Below are 15,336 nucleotides of genomic sequence, written 5' to 3'. Positions count from 1 at the left end.
GACCGAACGATCAGTAAGTATTGATCCGCGACTGGAGGGTCGAAGATGACCACCACCCACGCCGACACCGACCTCGACCCGGATGCCGCCGGTCAGGCGCGCTTCGACGAGCTCATCGCCGCCGACTCCCGCGTCGAGCCGCGCGACTGGATGCCCGACGACTACCGGCGCACCCTGATCCGGCAGATGTCGCAGCATGCGCACTCGGAGATCATCGGGATGCAGCCCGAGGCCAACTGGATCTCCCGCGCGCCCAGCCTCAAGCGCAAGGCCATCCTCATGGCCAAGGTCCAGGACGAGGCCGGGCACGGCCTGTACCTCTACTCCGCCACCGAGACCCTCGGCATCACGCGCGACGAGTTGACCGAGCAGTTGATCTCCGGCCGTGCGAAGTACTCGTCGATCTTCAACTACCCGACGCTCAGCTGGGCCGACATCGGCGCCATCGGCTGGCTCGTCGACGGGGCCGCCATCTGCAACCAGGTGCCGCTGTGCCGCTGCTCCTACGCTCCCTACGGCCGCGCGATGGTCCGCATCTGCAAAGAGGAGTCGTTCCACCAGCGGCAGGGCTTCGAGATCCTGCTCTCCCTCATGCGCGGCACGCCCGAGCAGCAGAAGATGGCGCAGGATGCGGTGGACCGCTGGTACTGGCCGTCGCTGATGATGTTCGGGCCGCCGGACGCCGACTCCCCGAACTCCGCCCGCTCTATGGCGTGGCACATCAAGCGGTTCTCCAACGACGAACTGCGTCAGCGTTTCGTCGCGATGCTGGTCCCGCAGGCCGAGGCACTGGGGGTCACCCTGCCCGACCCCGAGCTGCGCTGGAACGAGGAGCGGCAGGCCTACGACCTCGGCCCGATCGACTGGAGCGAGCTGCAGGAGGTCATCGCCGGCCGTGGCCCGTGCAACGCGCAGCGGCTGCAGCGCCGCCGCGAGGCGCACGAGGAGGGCCGATGGGTCCGGGATGCCGCCGCAGCGTACGCGGAGAAGCAGGCCTCGCGCGCCGCAACGGTCCGCGACACCGCAGGAGCCGTCGCATGACCGCCGAGCAGTGGCCCCTGTGGGAGGTGTTCGTGCGTGCCTCCCGCGGGCTGAGCCACGTCCACGTCGGTTCGCTGCACGCGCCCGACGAGCAGCTGGCCGTCCGCAACGCCCGCGACCTGTACACGCGCCGGGGCGAGGGCGTCTCGATCTGGGTCGTCCGCTCCGACCAGATCACGACGAGCGACCCGGACGCCAAGGACGCCTGGTTCACCTCCCCGGAGGGCAAGAACTTCCGGCATGCCACCTACTACACCGCCGCCGAGGGGGTGAAGCACCTGTGACCGACCCGGATGTCGACCACGGTCACGTCGAGCTGAGCGCCGTCGTCCTCTCCGAGGAGTTCGTCTCCGGAGACGCGCCCGCCTCGCCCGAGATCGCCGAGTACGCCCTGTGGCTCGGCGACGACTCCCTCGTCCTGGCGCAGCGCCTCGGTGGATGGATCACCCGCGCCCCGGAGCTGGAGGAGGATGTCGCGCTCGCCAACATGGCTCTCGACCTGCTCGGCCACGCGCGTTCCCTGCTCCGCTACGCCGGATCGGCGACCGGACGCACCGAGGACGACCTGGCGTACTGGCGCGACGAGGGCGACTTCCGCTCCGCGCACCTGTTCGAGCAGCCGAACGGCGACTTCGCGCATACCATCGTGCGGCAGTTCGCGGCCGCGCACTACCTGTTCGCGCTGTACGAGCGGCTGCGCGCCTCCACCGATCCCGTGCTCGCGGGCGTCGCCGCCAAGGCGGTCAAAGAGGTCGACTATCACCGCGACCACGCCGACCAGTGGATGCTGCGCCTCGCGCTCGGCACCGACGAGTCGCGCCGCCGCACCGTGCGGGCGATGGAGGACGTCTGGCCGTACGTGGACGAACTGTTCGCCGACGAGCCCCTGCTCGACGGGCTGGACGGCGTCGCCGTCCGTCCGTCGTCGTTGCGGGAGCCGTTCGAGGCCGGTATCGCGCCCGTGCTCGCGGAGGCGGAACTGGAGCAGCCGCAGGCGTTCCACGCCGCCGGCGGGGGCCGACGCGGACGGCATTCCGAGTACCTCGCACCGCTACTCGCCGAGCTGCAGGTGCTGGCGCGTCAGCATCCGGGGGCATCATGGTGACGCATCACGCGGACGCCGTGCGCGCCTGGTCGGCCGCCGCGTCCGTCGTCGACCCCGAGGTGCCCGTCCTGAGCATCGACGATCTCGGGGTGCTGCGCGAGGTCAAGGTGACCGACGACGGCGTCGAGGTCGTCATCACGCCGACGTACTCCGGCTGCCCCGCGATGGATGCGATCCGCGAGGACGTCGTCCGGGCCTTGACCTCGGCGGGGTTCGACGACGTCCGGGTGCGCCTCTCGCTGTCGCCCGCGTGGACCACCGACTGGATCAGCGCGGCCGGCCGTTCGGCGCTGCGCGACTACGGCATCGCGCCGCCGTCGTCCACCGGCACGGTGCGCCTGCGCATGTCGGTGAAGTGCCCGCACTGCGACTCCCTCGACACCCGGGAGGTCGCCCATTTCGGCTCGACGTCGTGCAAGGCGCTGTTCGTCTGCAACGCGTGCCACGAGCCGTTCGACCACTTCAAAGCGCTGTGAGGGGCGACTGATGGCGCGGGCGCGTTTCCATTCGCTCGCGGTCGCCGAGGTGCGGCCGCTCACTTCGGCGAGCGTCGAGGTGACGTTCGCGGTCCCGGAGGAGCTGCACGGCGACTACGACTACCTGCCCGGTCAACACGTCGCGCTGCGCGCCCATGTCGCCGGGAAGGAGCTGCGCCGCAGCTACTCGCTGTGCCGTCCCCCGGTGCCGGGCCGCATCAGCATCGCGATCAAGCGCGATCTCGGCGGCGCCTTCTCGACGTGGGCCACCAGCGAGTTGCGCGCCGGCGACCGGATCGACGTGATGAGCCCGCAGGGCACCTTCACCCTGCCCGCGGAGCGGACCGCCGGCCGCCATATCGTCGGCATAGCCGCAGGCTCCGGAATCACCCCGCTGATGGCGCTCGCGGGCGGCATCCTCGCCGGTTCGCCGTCCTCCCGGTTCACGCTCGTCTACACGAACCGCACGGCCATCGACGTCATGTTCCTGGAGGAGCTCGCGGATCTGAAGGACCGCTACCCGGCGCGCCTGGCCCTCCACCATGTCCTGTCCCGCGAGCAGCGGTCTGCGCCGTTGCTGTCGGGCCGCATCGACGAGGACCGGCTGCGCAGGATGCTGGACACGCTCATCCCGCCGGATTCGGTCGACGAGTGGTTCCTGTGCGGGCCGTTCGAGCTGGTCCAGCTGTGCCGCGACGTGCTGGAGGAGTTCGGAGTGGAGCGCAGCCGCATCCACTTCGAGCTGTTCACGACCGGCGAGCCCACCGAGCCGCGCGGCGACATCGGCCGGCCGGTCGTCGTACACAAGGGCGAGCGCACGGCGCAGATCGACTTCACGCTGGACGGACTGTCGTCGACGGTGACGACTCCGGTGGATGCGAACGAGTCGGTCCTGAACGCGGCGCTCCGCGTGCGCCCGGACGTCCCCTTCGCCTGCACCGGCGGCGTCTGCGGCACCTGCCGCGCGCGCCTCGTGTCGGGCGACGTGCGGATGACCGAGAACTACGCGCTTGAGCCCGAGGAGCTGGAGCGCGGCTACGTGCTGACCTGCCAGTCCCATCCCCTGACCGACCGCGTCGTGGTCGACTACGACGTCTGACCCGCGGAGGCCCCGTGATCGACCTGGACATCGCCGACGGCATCGCCCGCGTGACGCTGAACGCCCCCGAACGCCTCAACGCCCTCGGCCCTGAGGACCTGCGCGACCTGACCGCCGCCTACGCCGACGCCGAGGCGGCCGGGGTGCGCGCCCTGGTGCTGCGCGGCGAGGGCCGCGCCTTCTGCGCCGGCCGCGACATCGCCGGAGTCGACCCGGCGACGGATGACGTCAGCGGTTACCTGGACGGCCTGGTCACGCCGCTGCTGGGCCGCATCGCCGCCTTCCCGGCACCCACCTTCGCCGCGGCGCAGGGCGCCTCCCTCGGCGTCGGCCTCGGCCTGCTCGTCGCCACCGACGTCGTGTACGTCGCCGACGACGCGAAGATCGGCTCCCCGTTCGCCGCGCTCGGCGCCGCCCTCGATTCGGGAGGCCACTGGCTGCTCGTCTCGCGCCTCGGCCCGCACCGCGCGCTCGATCTCATCTACTCGGGCCGGCTGCTGTCCGGCTCGGAAGCGGTGGCCGGTGGCCTGTTCTCGCGCGCGCTCCCCGCGTCCGAGTTGCGGGATGCGGTGGATGCAGCAGCGGCGGCTGCTGCGACCGGCGCGACGCAGGCGTTCCTCGCGAGCAAGCGGATCGTGGCAGGCCTCCGCGACGGCTCGCTCGACCTGTGGTCGTCCGTGGCCGCGGAGAACGCCGCGCAGGCGGTGCTGCGCGACACCGCCGACTACCGGGAGGGCTTCCGCGCCTTCCAGGAGAAGCGGAAGCCGGGCTTCACCGGGCGCTGAGCAGAGCCCGCCTCACCCCACCCGGGTCGCGAGCAGCCGCTGCACCGCGGCGAGGGGGATCGGGATCCACGCCGGCCGGTGGCGTGCCTCGTACGCGATCTCGTACACGGCCTTGTCCAGCTCGAACGCGTCGAGCAGCAGGCGGAAGTCCTCGACCTCCGACCCGGCGACCGACGCGTACCCCCCGAGGTACGCCCCGCGAGCGTCGCTCGCCCACGCCGTGGCGTCCACGGGCGGCTCCCTGCGCGCCAACGAACCGGCTACGTAGTCGAACGACCGCAGCATGCCCGCGACGTCCCGCATCGTCGCATCCGGCAGGGCGCGTTCGGCGAGCGGCCGCAGCGGCTCGCCCTCGAAGTCGATGAACTGCCACCCGCGCTCCGGCGAGTACAGCACCTGCCCGAGGTGCAGGTCGCCGTGGATGCGCTGCAGCACCGGGAGGGGCGCGGCAGCCGCCTCCTCGTAGACCGCGGCGATGCCGGCCCGCAACTCGTCGACCTCCGGCACCTCTGTGGTCGTGACGGTGAGCCGGCGGAACATCCCGTCCAGCGCGAGGGCGACATCCTCTTTCGAAGCGAGCGTGGTCGGCAGCACCTGCGCCATCGACCGGTGGAGCTCGGCGGTGCCCGCGCCGAGCAGGTACGCCCGCTCGGTGAAGTCCTCGCTCCGCTCCGCCGCGCTGACGGCCAGCTCCCAGCCGTCCTCCGAACCGGGCAGGAAGTCCTGCATCAGGGCGAGTTCGCCGGAGGCCGTTCCGCCATCCGCCGTCGGCCATCGGCCGGTCAGCCAGCCGAGCAGCGCGGGCGTCCGGCGCGAGCCGCCCGCCGTGAGCGCCGCGAGGGTGGACACGTCCGGGTTCTCGCCGTCCTGCACCACGCGGAAGACCTTGATCAGCGCCGGCCGGCCGTCCTCCAGCTCGCCCACGATGGACGTGTTCGACTGCTCGCCGGTCAGCCGCCGCGACGAGCGCACGACCAGCCGCTCACCGAGGGAGTGGCCCTGGGCGTGCGCATCCCGACCCTCGGCTCGATCCTCACCGGTCATGAGCTGCACGAGTGCGGCGACGTAGGCCTCCTCGGTGCAGCCGTCGTAGAGGTAACGGCCGCCGGCCTCGCCGATCAGTGCGGCTTCGTCGCCGTCGCGGTCGGCCCGGGCGACCACGGGCACCTGGTAGATCCGCGGGGTGCGGGGCGCGTCGTCGCAGAAGAAGTGGGTGAGGATGCGGACGTCGCCGTCCGCCGGTTCGGTCTCGAACGAGGCGAGCAGCCGCAGGCGGGGCTCGACATTCTTGGTCGAGTACCACCGCTGGCGCCGCATCCACGTCCCTACCAGCTCCGTGAGTTCGGTCATGCCTGAACCGTACGCCCGCGCAGCGATTTGGGGGCGGTGTCCAGCGAATCCAGAGGATCAGCGGGTTCCGAGCACCACACCGCGGGCAGCCATGAACGGCTGCGGGTCGATTTGGAGGCCGTTGACGTGCACCTCGAAGTGCAGGTGGCAGCCGGTGGAGAGTCCCGTCGACCCGACCTGCGCGATCGGCTGTCCGGCTGCCACCTGCTGTCCGACGGCCACCCCGATCCCCCCGTCGCGGATGTGTCCGTAGGCGGTCTCCACGCCGCCGCCGTGATCGATGAGGATGTAGTTGCCGTACCCGCTGAACGGGCCCGCCCGCTCCACGGTGCCGGCGGCTGCGGCGTAGATCGTCGTTCCGCAGGCCGCGCCGATGTCATCCCCGGGATGGAATGGGTCGGTACCCAGAGGACGTGACGGCCGGGGGCCGAACACGTCCGTCAGCGAACCGTGCACCGGCAGTGCCCAGCCGCTCGCGACGAGCGACGGGTCGGACGTGAGCACCTGCCAGCCGGAGCCTGCCTCGATGACGGTGGGCGCGGCGATAAGCGCCGCGGACGCCGCATCCACCTGTGCCTGCGCCTCGGCGACGGCCTGCTGGCTGCCTTCGACGTCGATGGCGGCCACCGCGTCGGCGGCGCCCTGGGCCTTCTCCGTCAGCGTCTTCGCCGTCTTCTTCTCGGCAGACGCCTCGCGGATGGCCGCGTCGCGCGACGCCGACAGCGTCGCCAGCCGGTCGGCCGCGCCCAGCTTCGTCAGCAGGTCCCCCGGCCCCCTGAGGGCTGCCGTGACCGGGTCCTGCGTCAGCAGGTGCGTTCCCGACGAGCGGATCAGCGCGGTCGCGAAGGCGGCCGCCGCGGCCGCGTGCGTGCTCGCCGCCTGCGCCTGGGCCTGGAGCGCATCCGCCGCGGCCTGGGCACGGTCGTGCTCTCGCTGGACGCTGTCCGACTGGGCGCTCGCCTCCGCGAGCTGCTCCTGGGCGGTGGCGAGGTCGCTGGCCAGCTGCGCCGCCTGCGCGAGCTCCGCCGGGTCGACGGTCGGGAACTCGGGAAGGTCGGGCGGGGTGAGGGTGATCTCGTCGGTCGGTGGCGGACCCGGGTTCTCCACCGGCGGCGGAGCGGATGGGGTCGGAGTGGGCGTCGGGGTCGGAGTGGGCGTCGGGGTCGGAGTGGGCGTCGGGGTCGGGGTCGGAGTGGGCGTCGGGGTCGGAGTGGGCGTGGGCTCGGGCGTCGGCGTGGGGTCCGGAGTCGGCGTCGGATTCGGAGTCGGCGTGGGATCCGGAGTCGGCGTCGGATCCGGCGTGGGCGTCGGGTCCGGAGCCTCCGTCCCGCTCTTCCCATCGCCGCCGCGGTCTCCCGACGCACCGACCGCAGGTGCGCACGCCACCGTGCATTCCTCGGCCGAAGCCGCCTGCGGCATCCCCAGCAGCCCTCCTGCGACGAGGATGAGCACCGCCCACGCGGGGACCAGGCGCGGCCCCGGGGACCGCGTCGCCGTTCTCTGCCGTCCGAACGCTCTCCGCATGGTGGGAACGAACCGACAGCAGACGCTGGACGGCTCGTAATGAGATGTTCTCACCGTGCCGGGCCGCCTACAAGCCACCAGAACGGGGTCGGATGCGGCTCACAGCATCGGCACGTTACGGTGAGAGATTGTGACCGACAGTACTGCCACCGCGCGCCCGCGCCGATCCGCCCGGCGCACGTCCAGCTGGAAGACCCTGCTGCGGGATGTGGTGGTCATCTTCGTGGTCGCGGTGCTGGTGTCGTTCCTCATCAAGACGTTCGTCGCCCGCTCCTTCTACATCCCGTCCGGGTCGATGGAGAACACCCTCCAGATCAACGACCGGATCATCGTCAACGAGCTCCAGCCGAAGGTGTTCGGGCTGCAGCGCGGCGACGTCGTCGTCTTCAAGGATCCGGGCGGCTGGCTGCCTCCTGCTCCTCCGGCCACCGGCAACGCGTTCCAGCAGAGCGTCGGCGCCGTCCTCGACTTCGTCGGGCTGGGCGCCTCCGACTCCGACCAGCACCTGGTCAAGCGCCTGATCGGCCTGCCCGGCGACCACATCAGCTGCTGCAACGCCCTCGGCCAGATGAGTGTGAACGGCGTCCCGCTGAAGGAGCCCTACGTGCTTCTTCCCGCCGGGGTGCAGGCGGTCTCCGAGAAGTCCTTCGACGTCACCGTGCCCGCGGGCTCCGTCTGGGTGATGGGCGACAACCGCTACAACTCGGCCGACTCGCGGTACCACATGGACGACCCGGGCAAGGGGTTCGTCCCGCTCTCCGACGTCGTGGGCAAGGCGTTCGTGGTCAGCTGGCCGGTGAGCCACTGGTCGTGGCTCGACGACTACCCGGATGTGTTCCGCGGCGTCGAGCGCGACGACAAGTAGGGCTCAGCTCTCCGAGCGCCCCAGGCGCCAGTAGCCCATGAACGCGACACGCGAGCGGTCGATTCCGTGCTCGCGCACGAGCAGCCGCCGCAGCGCCTTCACTGCCCCCGACTCCCCCGCGATCCAGGCGTAGAACCCGGCGTGCGCGTCCTCCGGGCTCTCCCAGAGGATGTCGTGGTCCACATCGACGTCGTCCAGCCTCTGCGATCCGCGGGCGGCAGCACCCGTGACGATACGCGGATTCTCGGCCAGCCAGCGCTGCACGGCCGGGAGCAGCGCGGTGCCGGGACCGTCGTCGCCTCGCGCCAGCCAGCGGACGGTCGCGTGCACGGGCGTCCGCAGCGGGAGCGCATCCCCGGCCGACGGCACCTCGATGAACGCCCGCGCGCGACGACCAGCGGGGAGTGCCTCCAGGATGGATGCGATGGCCGGCGCCGCAGTCTCGTCGCCGACGAGGAGCAGCTCGCGCGCATCCCCGGGGCGCCAGTCGATGCCGACGCCTCGGTGGGCGCTGCGCGCATCCGGGCCGATGACGACGACCGAGTCGCCGGGCGTCGCGCCGCTCAGCCAGCGGGATGCGGGGCCGCCGTCGCCGTGGACGACGAAGTCGACGTCGAGCCGGCAGCCGTCGGTGTCGATGGCGCGGACCGTGTAGGTCCGGAACGGATTGCGCCGGTGCTCGGGCAGCGAGCGCCAGCGCTGGTACCAGTCGCCCGCGAAGTGCGCTTCCTCGTCATCCATGCCGAGGTCGGAGAACGAGCCGTCCGCGAGCGGGAACAGCAGCTTGATGCGCTGATCCAGGCATTCGGTGCCGAAGTGCTCGAAGTCGTCGCACCGGAAGCTCACCCGCGTGAAGTGCGGGCTGAGCCTCTGCACCCTCTCTACCGTCGCGCGGTACGGCCGGTAGGCAGGCCGTGGGCGCTCGGTGCGGATGGGGGCGAGGATGGTCACGTCGGCCTTCCGGGGCGGGGTGCGGGACTAAGGTAAGGCTACACTAACCTCCTCGCGCGCCACCTGGCGATCCGCTGAATCCTTCACTCCTGCGGGCCTCCCGGGACAGAATGTCGAAGCGGGGTCGTCTCGTTCGACGTCCGGATGAAGCGTTCGCGATCGAGAGGACAGAACGATGAAGTACATGATGTTCGTGGTCACCAGCACCGAGCCCGACACCGAGTCGGACGAGTCGGATGTCGACCTGTGGGTCGATGAGCTCGACTCCTCGGGCAAGCGCGTGATCGGCGAGGTGCTGCAGGCGCCGTCCGAGTCGCGTGTGGTGCGCGTCCGCGACGGGAAGCGGTACATCACCGACGGCCCCTTCGCCGAGACGAAGGAATGGATCTGCGGGTTCGACATCCTCGAGGTGGACGACCTGGAGGAGGCGATCGAGATCGCCTCGCGCCACCCGATGGCACGCAACGGACAGCTGGAGCTGCGTCCGTTCATGCAGTGGGAGACCGCCGAAGCGTGAGCGGTCGGCCGGTCGCCGTCACGGCCGCGGGCGCTGTCCGCGGCCGTGACGACGGCCGCGTCTGCGCCTGGCGTGGCATCCGCTACGCCGAGCCGCCGATCGGTCGTCTGCGGTGGCGGGCGCCCGTGCCCGCGGCGCCGTGGAGCGGCGTTGCCGATGCGACGACGTTCGGTCCTGCGGCACCCCAGCGCCCGAATCCCGCCGTGCCCCTCGCCCCTCCGGGCGAGACCGCGATGGACGAGGACTGCCTGTTCCTCAACGTGGTCCGCCCTTCGGCCGAGCCCCCATCCCGACGGCCGCGGCCGGTGATGGTGTGGCTGCACGGGGGCGCGTACGCACTGGGCGCATCCAGTCAGCTGATCTACCGCGGAGACGAGCTGGCGACCAGCGGGGATGTGGTGCTCGTCACCCTCAACTACCGCCTGGGCGCGCTGGGCTTCCTCGACTTGCGCTCGGCCGGTGACGAGGAGGCCGATTCGAACGTCGCGCTGCGGGATGTGCTGCTCGCCCTGCACTGGGTGCGCGACAACATCCACGCCTTCGGCGGCGATCCCGGGGCCGTGACGATCTTCGGGCAGAGCGCCGGCGCTGGGCTGATCACCGCCCTGCTGGCCTCGCCGGCCGCCGCCGGGCTGTTCCAGCGGGCGATCGCGCAGAGCCCTCCCGCCGGCTCGATGTACGGACCGGAGCGGTCCGCGAACGTCGCCCGGCTGTTCCTCGACCGGCTCGGCGTGGGATCCGATGACGCGGCGGCGCTGCGCGAGGTGCCGGTGGAGCGGATCGTGGATGCCGCGGCCGCGGTGTACACCGAGATCCCGAGCGAGCATCCCGGCATGCTGGCGTTCGCCCCCGTCGTTGGAGACGACATTCTTCCCGAGGCGCCCATCCGCGTGCTCAGCGACGGCCGCGGACTGCCGGTCCCGCTGGTGATCGGCACGAACCGCGACGAGGCGACGCTGTTCCGGCTCATGCGGTCCCCGCTGCTGCCCATCCGCCGGGCCGCCCTGCAGCGCATGTTCCAGACGATGCAGACCGAGCAACGCGGCGGTGCGCTCCTCCCGCCGCCGCAGCGGGTGATGGCCGCTTACTCGCGGAAGCGCTCGTCGCTGGGCGTGCGGGTCGCGACCGACATCGCGTTCCGGATGCCGGCGCTCTGGGTCGCCGCCGGCCACAGCAGGGTGGCTCCGACGCACCTCTACCGGTTCGACTTCGCGCCTCCGCTGCTCCGGCTGACCGGAATCGGCGCCTCGCACGCGACCGACCTGCCGTACGTGTGGGGAGAGTTCGGCGCCCTCCCCCGCGACCCGTCGTTCCTGCTGGGGGGACGGCGGCCCGCTGCCGTCGTCTCCGCGCGGATGCGGGCGCGCTGGTCCGCCTACGCCCACGACGGCATCCCCGGCCCCGGCTGGCCCCGTTACGACGAGGACACGCGGGCCACTCTGGTGATCGACGCCGAGGATCGGGTCGTCCCCGACCTCGACGGCCCCCTGCGCGAGGGATGGGGCGAGCGGGTCCTCACGCTGGGCTGAGCGTTCCCCCTAGACTCGGCCGCATGCTGCTGGTCCCGCTGCTCGCCCTGACGCTGTTCGTCTTCGCGCTGGTCGACATCATCCTGCGGCCGAGCGATCAGGTGAAGCATCTGCCCAAGCCGGCGTGGGTCTTCATCGTGATCCTGCTGCCGTTGATCGGCAGCATCCTGTGGTTCGCACTCGGACGCGAACACACGGCGAGCGCTCCCCGCCGTCGCGTCCTGCGGATGCCCGCGCCGCCCACGCAGGCGCGCACCGCTGCCGAGCCGCTCCACGCCGATCCGTCGGGCACCGAGGCGCAGCTCGCCGCGCTCGAACGCGAGATCGAGGAGGCGGAACGCGACGAGCGCATCCGTCGCCTCGAAGCGGAGGTCCGTCGCCGAAGCGAAGCGGACGAGGGCGCGACCGAGACGGCCTAGCCGGCGACGGCCTCGAGCGTGCCCGACTGCGCGGCGATGAACCGCAACGCATCGTCAGCCATTGCGTCCGAGAGGTCGTGACCGGTGCCCGGGTAGACGCGCTCCTCGAGTGTCGAATGCGCCGGGAGGAACTCGCGCATCCGTGCGAGATCGTCCGCCGTGATCGCGGTGTCGTCGGCGCCCCTCCCCCAGAACACCGGGGGTCGACGCTCCTCCAGTTCGGCGTCGCCGCACTCGCCGTCGAGGGTGGTGAAGCCGCCGAGCGTGACGACGAACCGCAGCCGGCCCGGGGCTCGTCGCAGCGCCTGCAGGGCCGTTGCGCCGCCCTGCGACCATCCGACCGCACCGACCGGCGCGTCTCCGACCGTCTCCTCGATCCACGACAGCAGGCGATCGGCCGCCGGCGCCGCGTCGGCGGAGAGGGCACCCCGCCCGTTCTCGTCGGAGACCCGGAACCACTCGAAACGGTCGCCGAGGGGTACGGAACCTTGCAGCATCACGGTGCGCCACGGCGCGGGCGCGCGCTCTGCGATCCAGGAGAGATCGTCCCGGAGGCCGTAACGACCGTGCAGGAACAGGAGGACGGGCTGAGGTGACGACGCCATGCTCCCATTCAGCCTGACCTCCAGCCCTGCGTCCAGCGGTCTCGCGTCATGCGTCGGCATACGACTCCGTCCATTACAGGTGAAGCGTGTTCGCCGCACGCCTGAAAGGCCGCACGCCTGAAAGGCCGCACGTCTGAAAGGACAGGGATCGCAGTGATCGAGAGTTCGCCACCGGAGGACGTCTCCGAACCCAGCCAGGGCGGCGAGTCCGCCCTGACCCGCTTGCGCGTCGTCATCGCCGACGAATACGTCAGCAAGCTGCCCGCCGTCATGACGATCGGCGAGTTCGCCCGCTTCGTGGGGATGACGATCCGCCAGGTCAGGCACGCGACGAGTACCGGCGACCTGGTGGTGTGCATCCGCGATGGGATGCGCGGCATCGCGCCGGCGGACAATGTGGCGTTCCTGCTTCGGGAGCGACTCCTCGTCCTTCGTGCGCCGGGGCCGACGTCCGGCCGACGTGACACCCGCTCGCTCGCCGTCAGCGAAGCCGCGTACGAGCGGGTCTGGGACGAAGCGGTCCGCGCCGCCACGACGCCGACGGCCGCCCTCGATCGCCTCATCCTCGCGGCAACGGCGACCCGGTCTGCCCTGGGCGATAGGTAAGGCGCTAGGCGGAAGAGCCGGCTGCGGGACTCGAACCCGCGACCGCTCGCTTACAAGGCGAGTGCTCTACCAACTGAGCTAAGCCGGCGATGGCGGTCACCCGCCGCCTACATCCTAGGGCAGCGGCCGTGACCGGCGGATCAGGGCGCTGCGGTGGGAGTGGGGGTCGGCGTGGCGGTCGACGAGTACTCGTCGCCCTGCGCCTGAAGCACGAATGCCTTGAAGGCGTCCGCGTCGGTCAGCGAGCCCGTGTAGGGCTTGCCGTTGACCAGGACGAGCAGCGCGTTCGTCATCTTCTTGACGTCCGAGTTGGGGATCGGGCCGCTGAGGGCACGGTCGCTGGCCGTCATGACCCAGGTCTTGAAGCGGCCGTCGTCGATGCAGGAGTCGATCTCTCCGATGCTCTTCGCACCGGATGCGGCAGCCCGCTTCTTGAGGACGTCGTCGCTCAGTCCCGGGCCGCCCTCGGCCGGCTGCTTCTCGAACAGGGAGGAGTTGAACGTCCAGAACGCGTCCGGGTCGTAGTTCGCCACGCAGGCGGCGGCGTTCGCGGCCCGGAGGGAGTACTTGGTGCCGGCCGAGTGGCTGGTGTAGATCGCCACCGGGTGCATCTCGACGGTGACCGCGCCATCCTTCACCAGCGGCTCAAGCTGCTGCAGGTTCGTGCGCTGGAAGTCGCCGCAGAGCTTGCAGAGATAGTCGGCGTAGATGCGGATGTCGACGGTGCTGCCCGACGGGTCGGGCGTGCTGGCTACGGGCTTCGCGTCCGACGCGAGGGCGGTGGTCGTCTTCACCTTGAGGCCGGAGCCCACCACCACGCCGTCGCTCGCCATGTTCTTGGGACCGGGGACCGTGGGGCGGATCGCGCTCACGATCACGACGGCGACGATCGCGACGACGGCGAGCACGCCGAGGACGATGCCTCCGGAGAGCAGCCAACGGTTGCGGCGTTCGCGCTTCTGCTGGGTGGAGCGGAGCTGTCGCGCCTTCTCGCGGGCGGCCGCGCGGACACTGCTGTTGCGGCTCTTGTCGCTGCTGCGGCTCTCGTCGCCGCTGCGGCTGTCGTCGCTGGGAGTCTCTGGGCTCATATCTTCCGGATGCTGCTCTCGGGGTCGAACGGGCCGCGCGGGGGACGCGGCGGGCAGGCGCACCTCCGGCGCACACAACCGGGATAGCGTAAACCGGCTGTCTGGGAATGAACCAGACGATCGCTGGATGCGCCCGGTCCTCGGTTGGTGCGCCGATGCCATATTATGGCCACGTGGCATCGACGCCATCGGACGTCGACCACGTACATCCATTCACTACGGATCGTCCGGCACGTACCTGCCGGTGAAGGAGACAAGAAGAAAATGGCGACAGTCACCTACGACAAGGCGACCCGGCTCTACCCCGGTTCCACCCGCCCCGCCGTGGACGCACTGGACCTGGAGATCGCAGACGGGGAGTTCCTCGTTCTCGTCGGTCCCTCCGGCTGCGGCAAGTCCACCTCCCTCCGCATGCTCGCGGGCCTCGAAGAGGTCAACGACGGCAACATCTTCATCGGTGAGCGCAACGTCACCGATGTGCCGCCGAAGGACCGCGACATCGCGATGGTGTTCCAGAACTACGCGCTGTACCCGCACATGACCGTCGCGGAGAACATGGGCTTCGCGCTCAAGATCGCCGGCGTCGGCAAGGATGAGCGCGCCCAGCGCGTCCTCGAGGCCGCCAAGCTGCTCGACCTGGAGCCGTACCTCGGCCGCAAGCCGAAGGCCCTCTCCGGTGGTCAGCGTCAGCGCGTCGCCATGGGCCGCGCGATCGTGCGTTCGCCCCAGGTGTTCCTCATGGACGAGCCCCTGTCGAACCTCGACGCGAAGCTCCGTGTGCAGACCCGCACGCAGATCGCCTCGCTGACCCGCCGTCTCGGCGTCACCACCGTCTACGTCACGCACGACCAGACCGAGGCGCTGACCATGGGCGACCGGATCGCGGTGCTCAAGGACGGCGTGCTGCAGCAGGTCGGCACCCCGCGCGACCTGTACGCGCAGCCGAACAACGTGTTCGTCGCCGGCTTCATCGGCAGCCCGGCCATGAACCTGTTCTCGGCCGACGTCACCGACGGCGGCGTGAAGTTCGGCACCTCGGTCGTCCCGATCGAGCGCGAGATCATCGCGAACGCGGGCCCGTCGGTCACCATCGGCGTGCGTCCGGAGGACGTCGTCGTGTCGACCACCGAGGGCACCGGCCTCAAAGTCACCGTCGACCTCGTCGAGGAGCTCGGCGCCGACGGCTACCTGTACGGCCACTCCGAGATCGAGGGCAAGCGCACCGACATCGTCGGTCGCGTCGACGGCCGCATCCACCCGAACGCGGGCGACACGGTCTACATCACCCCGAAGCCGGGCCACGTCCACGCGTTCCACGCGGAGACCGGCGAGCGCCTCGGCGGTGCTGTCGTCGACTGAGTTCGATAAAACCTCAC

At 70.9% G+C, this 15,336-nt stretch carries 17 protein-coding genes and 1 tRNA gene; 12 read left to right on the top strand and 6 right to left on the bottom strand.

Annotated elements, in window-relative coordinates:
• Nucleotides 1-45 precede the first annotated feature (45 nt).
• Genes paaA through QRN40_RS12145 form a run of 6 tightly spaced genes read left to right on the top strand, consistent with a single transcriptional unit; the run spans nt 46 to nt 4,506 of the window.
• The gene (gene paaA / locus QRN40_RS12170) at nt 46-1,041 is read left to right on the top strand and encodes a 1,2-phenylacetyl-CoA epoxidase subunit PaaA (RefSeq protein WP_285115910.1); all 996 of its coding nucleotides are present in this window, start codon (nt 46-48) and stop codon (nt 1,039-1,041) included.
• Nucleotides 1,038-1,325: a 1,2-phenylacetyl-CoA epoxidase subunit PaaB gene (paaB, locus tag QRN40_RS12165; RefSeq protein ID WP_285115909.1), complete on the top strand. Its 288-nt coding sequence runs from the start codon at nt 1,038-1,040 to the stop codon at nt 1,323-1,325. The genes paaA and paaB overlap by 4 nt, the downstream gene beginning before the upstream one ends.
• The gene (gene paaC / locus QRN40_RS12160) at nt 1,322-2,146 is read left to right on the top strand and encodes a 1,2-phenylacetyl-CoA epoxidase subunit PaaC (protein WP_502878916.1); all 825 of its coding nucleotides are present in this window, start codon (nt 1,322-1,324) and stop codon (nt 2,144-2,146) included. Before paaB ends, paaC begins: the two co-directional genes overlap by 4 nt.
• The gene (paaD, locus tag QRN40_RS12155) at nt 2,140-2,622 is read left to right on the top strand and encodes a 1,2-phenylacetyl-CoA epoxidase subunit PaaD (protein ID WP_285115908.1); all 483 of its coding nucleotides are present in this window, start codon (nt 2,140-2,142) and stop codon (nt 2,620-2,622) included. Before paaC ends, paaD begins: the two co-directional genes overlap by 7 nt.
• 10 nt (nt 2,623-2,632) lie before the next feature.
• Nucleotides 2,633-3,721, top strand: coding sequence for a 1,2-phenylacetyl-CoA epoxidase subunit PaaE (gene paaE / locus QRN40_RS12150; RefSeq protein WP_285115907.1), 1,089 nt, complete (start codon nt 2,633-2,635; stop codon nt 3,719-3,721).
• Between the two features lie 14 nt (nt 3,722-3,735).
• Nucleotides 3,736-4,506 (top strand): enoyl-CoA hydratase/isomerase family protein, encoded by a 771-nt coding sequence (locus QRN40_RS12145; protein ID WP_285115906.1) that lies wholly within the window; start codon nt 3,736-3,738, stop codon nt 4,504-4,506.
• A 12-nt stretch (nt 4,507-4,518) separates the two neighbouring features.
• Here the strand turns inward: QRN40_RS12145 and QRN40_RS12140 are convergent, their stop codons facing one another.
• Both QRN40_RS12140 and QRN40_RS12135 read right to left on the bottom strand, forming a co-directional pair.
• On the bottom strand, nt 4,519-5,856 hold the full coding sequence (locus QRN40_RS12140) for a maltokinase N-terminal cap-like domain-containing protein (RefSeq protein WP_285115904.1): 1,338 nt from the start codon (nt 5,854-5,856) through the stop codon (nt 4,519-4,521).
• A 57-nt stretch (nt 5,857-5,913) separates the two neighbouring features.
• Nucleotides 5,914-7,380 carry a M23 family metallopeptidase gene (locus tag QRN40_RS12135; protein WP_285115903.1) on the bottom strand — a complete coding sequence of 489 codons (1,467 nt, stop codon included), beginning with the start codon at nt 7,378-7,380 and terminating at the stop codon, nt 5,914-5,916.
• 130 nt (nt 7,381-7,510) lie between these two features.
• Here QRN40_RS12135 and lepB point away from each other — a divergent pair, with 130 nt between their 5' ends.
• Nucleotides 7,511-8,245, top strand: coding sequence for a signal peptidase I (gene lepB, locus QRN40_RS12130; RefSeq protein ID WP_285115902.1), 735 nt, complete (start codon nt 7,511-7,513; stop codon nt 8,243-8,245).
• A 3-nt stretch (nt 8,246-8,248) separates the two neighbouring features.
• On the opposite strand, the gene QRN40_RS12125 is transcribed toward lepB, so the two are convergent.
• Nucleotides 8,249-9,196 carry a siderophore-interacting protein gene (locus QRN40_RS12125; protein ID WP_285115901.1) on the bottom strand — a complete coding sequence of 316 codons (948 nt, stop codon included), beginning with the start codon at nt 9,194-9,196 and terminating at the stop codon, nt 8,249-8,251.
• A 175-nt stretch (nt 9,197-9,371) separates the two neighbouring features.
• Between QRN40_RS12125 and QRN40_RS12120 the strand changes: the two genes are divergently transcribed.
• From QRN40_RS12120 to QRN40_RS12110, 3 genes are read left to right on the top strand one after another with little or no spacing between them, the layout of a single operon-like run.
• The gene (locus QRN40_RS12120) at nt 9,372-9,713 is read left to right on the top strand and encodes a YciI family protein (RefSeq protein WP_285115900.1); all 342 of its coding nucleotides are present in this window, start codon (nt 9,372-9,374) and stop codon (nt 9,711-9,713) included.
• Nucleotides 9,710-11,242 (top strand): carboxylesterase/lipase family protein, encoded by a 1,533-nt coding sequence (locus QRN40_RS12115; RefSeq protein WP_285115899.1) that lies wholly within the window; start codon nt 9,710-9,712, stop codon nt 11,240-11,242. The genes QRN40_RS12120 and QRN40_RS12115 overlap by 4 nt, the downstream gene beginning before the upstream one ends.
• Before the next feature lie 23 nt (nt 11,243-11,265).
• Nucleotides 11,266-11,661 carry a PLD nuclease N-terminal domain-containing protein gene (locus tag QRN40_RS12110; RefSeq protein ID WP_285115898.1) on the top strand — a complete coding sequence of 132 codons (396 nt, stop codon included), beginning with the start codon at nt 11,266-11,268 and terminating at the stop codon, nt 11,659-11,661.
• On the opposite strand, the gene QRN40_RS12105 is transcribed toward QRN40_RS12110, so the two are convergent.
• Entirely contained in the window at nt 11,658-12,266 is a 609-nt protein-coding gene (locus tag QRN40_RS12105; protein WP_285115897.1) for an alpha/beta hydrolase, read from the bottom strand. The genes QRN40_RS12110 and QRN40_RS12105 overlap by 4 nt on opposite strands.
• A gap of 153 nt (nt 12,267-12,419) precedes the next feature.
• Here QRN40_RS12105 and QRN40_RS12100 point away from each other — a divergent pair, with 153 nt between their 5' ends.
• Nucleotides 12,420-12,872, top strand: coding sequence for a MerR family transcriptional regulator (locus tag QRN40_RS12100; RefSeq protein WP_285115896.1), 453 nt, complete (start codon nt 12,420-12,422; stop codon nt 12,870-12,872).
• A 15-nt stretch (nt 12,873-12,887) separates the two neighbouring features.
• Here the strand turns inward: QRN40_RS12100 and QRN40_RS12095 are convergent.
• Nucleotides 12,888-12,960 (bottom strand) — tRNA-Thr (locus QRN40_RS12095).
• A 52-nt stretch (nt 12,961-13,012) separates the two neighbouring features.
• Complete coding sequence (locus tag QRN40_RS12090) at nt 13,013-13,960, bottom strand: DsbA family protein (protein WP_285115894.1); 948 nt, start codon at nt 13,958-13,960, stop codon at nt 13,013-13,015.
• Nucleotides 13,961-14,224: 264 nt separating this feature from the next.
• Between QRN40_RS12090 and QRN40_RS12085 the strand changes: the two genes are divergently transcribed.
• Entirely contained in the window at nt 14,225-15,319 is a 1,095-nt protein-coding gene (locus QRN40_RS12085) for an ABC transporter ATP-binding protein (RefSeq protein WP_285115892.1), read from the top strand.
• Nucleotides 15,320-15,336: the final 17 nt, after the last annotated feature.

Origin of the sequence: Leifsonia sp. fls2-241-R2A-40a, assembly GCF_030209575.1 — a bacterium.
In the GTDB taxonomy this organism is placed as follows: domain Bacteria; phylum Actinomycetota; class Actinomycetes; order Actinomycetales; family Microbacteriaceae; genus Leifsonia.
This window is presented reverse-complemented; position numbering and strand designations above follow the sequence as displayed.

Excerpts from the sequence above, each read along its gene's own strand:
- QRN40_RS12110 (WP_285115898.1), top strand. The coding sequence starts at position 11,266 with ATGCTGCTGGTCCCGCTGCTCGCCCTGACGCTGTTCGTCTTCGCGCTG.
- paaE (WP_285115907.1), top strand. The coding sequence starts at position 2,633 with ATGGCGCGGGCGCGTTTCCATTCGCTCGCGGTCGCCGAGGTGCGGCCG.
- QRN40_RS12090 (WP_285115894.1), bottom strand. The coding sequence starts at position 13,960 with ATGAGCCCAGAGACTCCCAGCGACGACAGCCGCAGCGGCGACGAGAGC.
- paaD (WP_285115908.1), top strand. The coding sequence starts at position 2,140 with ATGGTGACGCATCACGCGGACGCCGTGCGCGCCTGGTCGGCCGCCGCG.
- QRN40_RS12085 (WP_285115892.1), top strand. The coding sequence starts at position 14,225 with ATGGCGACAGTCACCTACGACAAGGCGACCCGGCTCTACCCCGGTTCC.
- QRN40_RS12140 (WP_285115904.1), bottom strand. The coding sequence starts at position 5,856 with ATGACCGAACTCACGGAGCTGGTAGGGACGTGGATGCGGCGCCAGCGG.
- QRN40_RS12120 (WP_285115900.1), top strand. The coding sequence starts at position 9,372 with ATGAAGTACATGATGTTCGTGGTCACCAGCACCGAGCCCGACACCGAG.
- paaA (WP_285115910.1), top strand. The coding sequence starts at position 46 with ATGACCACCACCCACGCCGACACCGACCTCGACCCGGATGCCGCCGGT.
- paaB (WP_285115909.1), top strand. The coding sequence starts at position 1,038 with ATGACCGCCGAGCAGTGGCCCCTGTGGGAGGTGTTCGTGCGTGCCTCC.
- QRN40_RS12135 (WP_285115903.1), bottom strand. The coding sequence starts at position 7,380 with ATGCGGAGAGCGTTCGGACGGCAGAGAACGGCGACGCGGTCCCCGGGG.
- QRN40_RS12105 (WP_285115897.1), bottom strand. The coding sequence starts at position 12,266 with ATGGCGTCGTCACCTCAGCCCGTCCTCCTGTTCCTGCACGGTCGTTAC.